Consider the following 8360-nt stretch of genomic DNA (forward strand, 5'->3'; position numbering starts at 1 on the left):
TCCTGACGGTGGAGTTGGCCCCGGTGGTGGAGAGGCGTCTGGGCGCTCTGCCCGCCCCGCCTCTGTTTCTGCGCCGGCTGGACGTGGCCGGGATCATCGACGAGCTGTGTCCGATCCGCGAGGTCGCGCACCTCACGCACGGGCAGGTGATCGAGGTCCTGGTCGCCAACCGGCTGTCCTCGCCGACCTCGATGGTCCGAGTCCGGGACTGGGCGCGGACGTGGGCCGTCGAGGAGGTCTTCGGCGTCGAGCCGGACCTGCTCAACGACGACAGGCTCGCCCGCGCTCTCGACGCGATCGCCCCGCATCTGGAGGAGATCACCGGCTCCGTCGGCGCGCAGGCCATCGCGGAATTCGGCATCGACACCGCCCAAATTCACTGGGACATGACGTCGATGTCCCTGTTCGGCGCCTACGAGGACCAGGAAGAGGGCTTTCCGCAGGTCAGGTACGGTCACCCCAAGGACCGGCGGGTGGATCTGAAGCAGATCCAGGCCGGCCTGGCCGTCACCCGCGACGGCGGGATCCCCCTCTTCCACCGGGTCTACGACGGCGGCGCGGGCGAGGTCGCGCAGGTCGTCGGCGCGATGAACGCCCTGCGGAAGACCGCCGAGCGCAAGGACTTCCTGCTCGTCGCGGACTCCAAACTCGTCTCCCACCCGAACATCACCGCACTGCTGGACGCGAAGGTCGACTTCATCGCCCCGCTCCCGGCCGCCCAGGTCAAGGCGGATGTCTACGCCGCCCTCGACCTTCACTCCGCCCGGCCGGTCGACTACGTCAACGACCGCGACCGCGAGCGGAACACCCCCGCCGACCAACGGGAGTCCTACCGGGTCCTGGAGGACGTCCACGTCATGACCGGGCCACGCAAGAGCGACCCGCAGCACCGGCTGCGCAGGATCCTGGTCCACTCCACCGGCAACGCCAAAGGCCAGCAGGCCGCCCGCGCCAAGCGCCTGGCCCGGGCCGCGGAAGACCTGGAGAAACTGCAGCGCTCGGCCGGCGGCCGCTTCTACAACACCGCGGCCAAGGTCGAGGCCCGCATCGGCGTGATCGCCAAAACCCGCCGGGTCGCGAGCTGCCTGCGCACCGGGGTCACCGTCGATTCCGACGGGCGCCCGTCCCTGGCCTGGCACTTCGATCAGGACATCCTGGACACCGAGGCCGCCGCCGACGGCTGGTACGCCCTGGTCACCCGGCTCACTCCCGAGCAGGCCGACGCCGCCGAGGTCCTCAAGCGCTACAAGGGCCAAGGCGTCGTCGAGCGTCGCTACAACGACTTCAAGGGCCCGCTCGCCGTCGCCCCGATCTTCCTGGAACACAACCGGCGCATCGCCGCCCTGATCACCGTCATCTGCCTGGCCCTACTCGTGTTCTGCCTGATCGAACGCCAGGTCCGCCAGGCCCTGGGCCCCGACCGGACCATGGGCGGCCTCTACCCCGACAACCGCAAGGTCCGCCCCACCGGCCGCATGATCCTCTACCACCTCGACAGCCTCATGCTCCGACCCGGCACCGCGACCAGCCCACCCGTCATCCTCATCAACCGAGGAGTCCAAGCACACCTGCTCGAACTCCTCGGCATCGACGAAACCCGACCCCGCTGGCTGGAAACCTAAGACCCCACCTGCGAAGTCACCGGCTAGCGGACATCCCCGCCCCGCGGCTGCCCGGCGACGAGACCGCGTTCAAGTACACGCTGTGGCACCAGCTGGACGTCGTCCGCACGCACCTGGCGCTCCTCACCGACGCCCGCAAGCGGGGCGACGTCTACGGGCCGTTCGACTTCATCCCGGAGATCACCCACCGCTTCGCCGAGGGCCGCGAGGGCACGGTGCGCCCGGACAGGCTGCTCTACTACGGCGTGACGGAGCCGGGCAGCAGCATCGTGCGGCTGCGGGCGTTCGTCGAGGTCGACCGGGGCACCATGGGCGCCGAACGTCTGGCGTCGAAGCTGAACGCCTACGCCAGGTACTGGTCCACCGCGCCCCTGCCAGCCGGGGTCCGGCCCGGCACCACGGAGGCACAGGGCCGCGGGGTGCCGATCTGGGAGCGCCGCTACGCGCGGTTCCCGCGCCTGCTGTTCGTCCTCACCGGCACCGGCGAGATGGGCTTCTTCAACTGGGTCGACCAGCTCCAGCTCCACGCCCGCGACCGGCACGTCGCCAAGATGCTGCGCTCCGTCCCGGCCGGCGCCGCCAGCTTGGCCGACCTGGAAACCGACGGCTACGACGGCCAGGTCTGGTGGCCGCTGAGCGATCCCAACGCCGAGGCCATGCCCTGGTGGAAGCTGACCGCCACCGGGCGCTGACCCAGCACCACCACCCGTACCTTGATACCCGTCCCGGACTGCCGGGGCGGGCATCAAAGCGTCCGAACCGGGGCGGCCGGCGGACCATCAAGGTGCCTCCTGTCATCACAGGGTTGATCACTCCGTTCTGCCCGCACAGAACGAACCCGCAGCACGCGGGGCGGGCATCAAGGTGGCCACCAATGCTTTGAACTGGGAAGTTATCCGGCCGTGACCTGGCCACCAAGGTTGGAACGGATACCTTGGCGGACCATCAAGGTACGGAACGGTCCTGCGGCGAGACCATCAAGGCGGCCGACGGATGGTCAGCGCGGAGCCGTGCCGTCCGCGCTGTCGGGCAGGGCCGGCAGTGGCCAGGCCGGGTCGGGTGACCAGGCGGTCCATGGGTCGGCGAACGGGCCGGATCGGTCCTGGAGGAGGCCGAGCGCGCGCTGGCGGGCCTGCTCGACCAGGGCGTGGAGGTCGTCGCTGGCCAGGCCCAGGCGCCGCACCTGGCCGTACTCGCAGAGTAAGCCCGGGGCGCGGTGGCAGGGTTGCCCCTGCTCCGTTTCCCCGGACTTCTCGCCGAACCCGCCGTGCCCATTACTGAGCAACGGGCTCTCCACGGCATCTGCCGTCAGTTTGGTTGCAGAGTCCATGGGTTGGGGATCTTGGTGCCTCGGTAGCGGTACCGGGTGACCGGGATGTCCGCACACCTCCGCAACTTGACCTCGCCCACCGCGATAGGCAGCCACTCCCCGGAAGGAGTGATCATCCTGCGCCGGACGTCACCGAAACTCCAGTCATGCCGCGAACGCAGCATGCGGACGACCCTCCACCAGGCGAAGGCGTCCACCATCGCGAAGACTCGCTTCGCGATGGCATACCTGAAGTATTCGGCCCAACCGTGCGTGATCATGTTCAACCTGGTCAGCACGTACGCCATGTTCTGCTGCGACAGCCTGTGGGTCATGGCACGGATCTTCGACTTCACCGAGCGCACCGCGCGCCTGGAGATGTCGGTGTAGACGTACCACTTGTTCGTCCCTCTCTTGCGGCGCCACTGGATGCGGAACCCCAGGAAGTCGAAACCCTCGCTCAGGTGCACGATTCTGGTCTTGGCTGGCGACAGCCTCAGCCCGATCGTCCGGAGCACTTGGGCAATCTCCTCGCGCAACGCCACGGTGTCCTGCTCGGTCCCATGGACCATGACTGCGAAGTCGTCCGCGTAGCGGACGACTCGCCATGTCGGCAGTCCCCTGCGGCGGCGAGTCTGGCGCCTGTGTCCGGCGGACATCGTCCCGTTGCCCTCCCACGGCCCTTGGAGGTGCTCATCGAGCGCCGACAGGGCGATGTTGGCCAGCAGCGGAGACAGGATGCCCCCTTGCGGCGTCCCGGTGTGGCTGTCCCGAAACTCGCCGAGTTCCGTGAGAATCCCGGCTTTCAGGAACGCCTTCACCAGTGCCAGGACCCTCTTGTCCTTGATCCTTGCCCGGACCCGGTCCATCAGCGCGACGTGGTCGATCTCGTCGAAACACGCCTCGATGTCCGCGTCCAGGACCCATCGGTAGCCCTTGGTACCGAAACTGTGGATCTCGGCAATCGCGTCCTGGGCTCGCCGCTTGGGCCGGAACCCGTAGGAGACCGGCTTGAAGTCGGCCTCGAAGATCGGTTCCAGCACCAGCTTCAGCGCAGCCTGAACGACCCGGTCGGTGACCGTGGGAATCCCCAGCCGCCGAACCTTTCCAGACCCGCCCGGCTTGGGAATCTGTTTCTCCCGCACCGGAAGTGCCCGGAACGCACCCGTCTTCAGCTGGGTACGCAGGTCGTCCAGGAAGCCGTGGACCCCGATCAGCTCTTCCACGTCGGCGGCCGTGAGACCGTCAACGCCGGCAGACCGGGCTCCTCGGTTACCCGCGACCCGGTCGAACGCCATGGTCAGCGTCGCCGGGTCATGCACGAGGTTGAACAGGTTGTCGAACCGGCGGCCGGGATCGGCCACCGCCCAACGGTGAAGCTTGGCCTGCATCTCCGATACCCGCTGACGCGACCCCAACGGGATCGCCTCCAACGAAGCGCCGTCATTCGACGGTGCATCTTTCGGCATTGCAGCCTCCTCCCCCCTCGATACCGCTGCCGCCCTTCCCCATGTGCCGGGCTTTCCCTGGCTCGGAGTACTACGGCGGCTCCGCCCCACTCAGGCCGTTCGGCGGTCGATGCGCCTATCCCCGTCGGCAGCTGGCCGCTGTCGCCCGTGGAGCCGTACCTGGTGGTTCCCGTGTTCACTGTGATTCGCTCGGTGGAGTAGGAGCCCGACTGTGTCCCCGCGGCATCGCCATGAGTACGCCGCAGGCTTTCCTCATGGCCTCCGGGTCAGCAATGACAGACCTCCCCAGGAGTTCCGACCGCCCAATCAGCAGGCGGCCGTGCGCACCGCATCCGGCCCAAATCCGCCAGGTTAGAGCCGGCGGAAGAGTTAGGGACGTAACGACGCCGGTTCCTCGCGTACTCCTCTCCACCACGCTTGCCGGGCCCACGTCATCTGGCAGTGCTGACGCGTCCCGTCGTTGTCAGGGCTGCTCCCGCCTTCCCCGGCATCACCCGGTTCAGGCTGCCCTCAGCTTCACCGTCCTGCTGCGACAGGATCAGTGGCGCAGGTCTCTCACCTCCGCACAAATCACAGCGCCTCACGGCGCAAGTCCTCGTCCTTCCATGACCAGGCCGAGAGGTCGGGCTGCGCCACAAGGTCGATGAACAGGTCGAAGGTGTCGATCCCGGCCGGGCGACGGAGGCAGGGGAGCTCGAAGTTCACGTACCAGCGGATCGAAGCCCCGTGCCGGCGTCCTGGAACCGGTGCACCGAGAGTGCTCCCCGGCCTGGAAGGTGCTGCGCAGCGCGGTGCCGGTCCAGCGGTAGGGGGCGAGGGTCCAGGTGCCGGTGGCGAGGTTGTGCAGGCCGCTCTCGCGCAGCGTGGTGTCGCCGGTGTGCAGGGAGGCGATCCAGGTGGTCGGGGCGAGTGAGGTGATGCCGGGCCAGTAGGCGAGTTGGAGGGGCTCGCCGGTGTCGTCGATGACCCGGTGCGGCATCGCGGTCCAGACCCGGCCCGCGTGGATGTCGCGGCGCACCGCCGTGCTGCCGGGCTCGAACCGGGCGGTCGGAGTCTGTTCGGCGGGGGCGGTCACGGCCGGGCGCCGATCGTGCAGGCGGGCTCGTGCCAGGTCGTGCGGACGACCAGGCCGCCCGGACAGATGTGCTCGCTGGACCAGGTCCGGCAGCAGCCGCCCGTGCCGCGCCGGCGGGTCGGGGCCGGCGGCATCTGGGTCCGGGACGGGACGGCGGCGGCCGCCGGGTGGCGACGGCGGTGCCTGGTGGGATTCGTCATGCGAAGGCTCTGCCCGCCCCGGTCGTCCGGCGAACCCGGCCACCGCCCGAACGAAGTAGCCCGGCCCGCGCCGGGAGGGTCACCCGCACGTATCTGCCGCCCCGATGGGCGCCGACGCGGGGGCGGGGCAGGAATCAAGGTATCCCCCCGCCCCACCAATGAGCATGGTCGGCCCGAGCGGACACCGCCCGGACCGACCCGGCCGGTCAGGAACGGCGCCACCAGGAGCCGGCGGGCTTCCCCTCGGCGGCCGCGGCCTCGGCGGCAGCCTGCTCGCGCTCGGCGGACACCGACCTTGAGGAGCCCGTGATGGCGATGCCGCCCGAGATCGACCACGCCGTGGTCGCCGCGCTGTTCCAGTTCCGGATAGCCACCACCGAGCAGCTGCGCGTCCTGCACACCCCCGAGGCCCGGCCGGAACAGATGCGCCGGCGCCTTCGCCGGCTCAAGGGCGAGGGCTTGGTCGAGACGTCGTGCTGCCGCAGGCCGGGAGGCTGCGGGCCTGGTTCCTGACCGAGCACGGCGCCCGGGTCGCCGCGACGTTCCCCGAGTTGGAGGGCGTCGCCTCCCCGCCGCTGCCCGAGGTCTATCAGCGCTACGGCGAAGGCCGTGACGGTCCGCCGAAGGAACCAACGGACCGTCACGAAAGGTCAAGGTTAGAGGCACATAGTGCTACATCTTTCGGTCCGGCCCTCGCCGCTCAACAACCCTGTCACCAGGCGAACGTGGCAGATCCTCAATAAGCACCGGCCCGGGGTAGAAGACCCCGCTGCCCGGGCCAATCATGTCCTCACCGGCCAGGTAACGGTAGAGCCACTCAGCGAAACCCATCTCGTATTCGTAGAAGTGCTCACCGTCGTCGGAAAAGCCAATTACATGCCAGGACAACGGACCCGCCGACCTGCACAGGAACACGGCCTCGCCTCGGTCCGTCCCTGCCACCGGGATCAGCCCGTCCGGCCCACCGAAGCGTGGGTTCTCCCCACGGAATTGGGCTCCGGCTACCTGCCAGTCGATACGCTCGAAGGCCTTGATGCCCCGGTCTACCTCTTTTGCCAGGTTAAAGAGCTCGGTATTCGGATGTGAAAGGAACAGGTGGCCATTCAACTGGATCGGCGCGTAAGCCGCCACGATCGCCTTGAAGTCAGTTGGGAGCTCCGTTTCTAGTGTGGTCTCAAGGTGGCCCCAGTCCACGTGATTTGGCCGAGCGGGTGCCGATTCACCCACCACCTCGGCAACCGAAGTTACGTAGTCGGGCATGCATTGCTCCTCACGGCATATTGGGACAACCACCGTTGGTGGTTCCTCCAGATGGCGCCTGATAGACGATACAGTGAACAGTCCGGCCGTCCTCGACAACTAGGTAATTATACTCCTTGGATTCATAGATTCCGGAGTTTTCGCTGCCATAGTGCGGAACTATCTCACCGATCACATGTTTGTTGCTCTTAACAGCGTCACGAATGTCCGCTTCGACACCGTCGCGGAGATACGGTGAGTTCGTCCACGAGTACTCTGCCACCAGGTTGCGCAAGTCAGTTCCGGCACCACTTGCCGCCTTTGGAAGCATATGACCATTCGCCGGCCTCTCACCCATGCTCCGGATCTCCTCGTAACCCGGCGGGCGAATGCTGCTTGATGTATCCGTCCCCTTCTTTGGATTGCTCGAAGGGTTGTAGTCGCTCCCATCAAGAGAAAACCATGTACCTCTGGCGCGACATTCGTTCCGCTGAGAGAAGTCGTCGTAGTACTTCTCACGGGGTAGGTACACAGCGTGTCCAGTGTCGGAGATTCCGGGCCCCTCATCGCATTCGGTGTCCCTGCGGCGCCAACGGTTCTTGCCGCCCGGTTCTGGCAATGGAATCGGCAGGGGGTCCGTAGTAGTCGTGGTAGTAGTCGTAGTACCGATGATGGCGTCAACACCCGCGACGATGCCGGCGCCGACGGTCGTGGCAGTGCCAACAGCGACAGTGGCCCCATCGACCACCACAAGTGTCACCACGGCGGTGCCGACGGTAACGATTGTGTCGGTGAAGAAGTCGATCGGGCTGGGATCGATGTGCGGGCGGTCGTTGTCGTTGATCGGGCGGGTGTCCGTTGGCGGCTTGGGCCTGGGCAAGGTGGGACCGGGAGGCCTGCGTGGGCCGGGAGGTGTGCTTGGGCCGGGGCGCCGGTGGTCCGAGCCCGGGTTTCTGCGGCCTCCGCCACCTGAGCCTCCTCCGCGAGGGATTCGCCGGATTTCACTGGTCGATGTGATTCCCCTGTGGAGTTCACTTGTCGATGTCGGCGTGGGCCTAAAACCGGCGCCGCCGCAGTCAGTCGTCCACCAGTACTTGTCGCAGTCGATCTGCGGCCCGTCGGAGAACCCGCCTCGGAAATCCTCCGGATCATACATAGGGAGGTGTAGAGGTTCGTCAGGGATACACACAAGCGGGATGCGAAAGGGTACAAAATGTCGAAGAGTCTCGCAGGAATTGTGCCCTGACGGGTCCGTCGAGTCGGTCGGGTCGCCGTTGCCGTAGGTGAATCGGTTCCCCTGGATGGATGGGTTGGTGCCCAGCTGCCAGGAATCGCGGGAGGCGAAGGTGCCGCTGCCGGGTCGGTACCAGCGGGCGGCCATGTTGACGTCGCCCGAGGCGGGGTCGGTCCAGCCGCTCTGGTAGCCGAGCGAGTTGGTGGGGTGGC

Annotated in this window: 9 protein-coding genes; 3 read left to right on the forward strand and 6 right to left on the reverse strand. The window is 67.3% G+C overall.

All coding sequences use genetic code 11. The features are described 5' to 3' along the window. Both C2142_RS41320 and C2142_RS37660 read left to right on the forward strand, forming a co-directional pair. A partial coding sequence (locus C2142_RS41320) for an IS1634 family transposase (protein WP_194235868.1) occupies nt 1-1622 on the forward strand: 1622 nt, incomplete at its 5' end. Between the two features lie 80 nt (nt 1623-1702). Then, nucleotides 1703-2314, forward strand: coding sequence for a replication-relaxation family protein (locus C2142_RS37660; RefSeq protein WP_277347358.1), 612 nt, complete (start codon nt 1703-1705; stop codon nt 2312-2314). Between the two features lie 305 nt (nt 2315-2619). Here the strand turns inward: C2142_RS37660 and C2142_RS37665 are convergent, their stop codons facing one another. From C2142_RS37665 to C2142_RS37680, 4 genes are all read right to left on the reverse strand, one after another. After that, nucleotides 2620-2907: a hypothetical protein gene (locus C2142_RS37665; protein WP_148647286.1), complete on the reverse strand. Its 288-nt coding sequence runs from the start codon at nt 2905-2907 to the stop codon at nt 2620-2622. Between the two features lie 23 nt (nt 2908-2930). Further along, the gene (gene ltrA, locus C2142_RS37670; protein ID WP_148647287.1) at nt 2931-4400 is read right to left on the reverse strand and encodes a group II intron reverse transcriptase/maturase; all 1470 of its coding nucleotides are present in this window, start codon (nt 4398-4400) and stop codon (nt 2931-2933) included. A gap of 580 nt (nt 4401-4980) precedes the next feature. Further along, the gene (locus C2142_RS37675; protein WP_148647288.1) at nt 4981-5475 is read right to left on the reverse strand and encodes a hypothetical protein; all 495 of its coding nucleotides are present in this window, start codon (nt 5473-5475) and stop codon (nt 4981-4983) included. Continuing rightward, nucleotides 5472-5675, reverse strand: a complete 204-nt coding sequence (locus C2142_RS37680; RefSeq protein ID WP_148647289.1) for a hypothetical protein — start codon at nt 5673-5675, stop codon at nt 5472-5474. The genes C2142_RS37675 and C2142_RS37680 overlap by 4 nt, the downstream gene beginning before the upstream one ends. A gap of 309 nt (nt 5676-5984) precedes the next feature. Here C2142_RS37680 and C2142_RS37685 point away from each other — a divergent pair, with 309 nt between their 5' ends. Next, entirely contained in the window at nt 5985-6188 is a 204-nt protein-coding gene (locus C2142_RS37685) for a replication-relaxation family protein (protein ID WP_148647290.1), read from the forward strand. A gap of 159 nt (nt 6189-6347) precedes the next feature. On the opposite strand, the gene C2142_RS37690 is transcribed toward C2142_RS37685, so the two are convergent. Further along, nucleotides 6348-6935, reverse strand: coding sequence for an SMI1/KNR4 family protein (locus C2142_RS37690; protein ID WP_148647291.1), 588 nt, complete (start codon nt 6933-6935; stop codon nt 6348-6350). Nucleotides 6936-6945: 10 nt separating this feature from the next. Continuing rightward, on the reverse strand, nt 6946-8360 hold a 1415-nt coding region (locus C2142_RS37695), incomplete at its 5' end, for an RHS repeat-associated core domain-containing protein (protein ID WP_277347308.1).

The sequence above is a fragment of the Streptomyces sp. CB01881 genome, from assembly GCF_002953255.1.
Taxonomy (GTDB): Bacteria; Actinomycetota; Actinomycetes; order Streptomycetales; family Streptomycetaceae; genus Kitasatospora.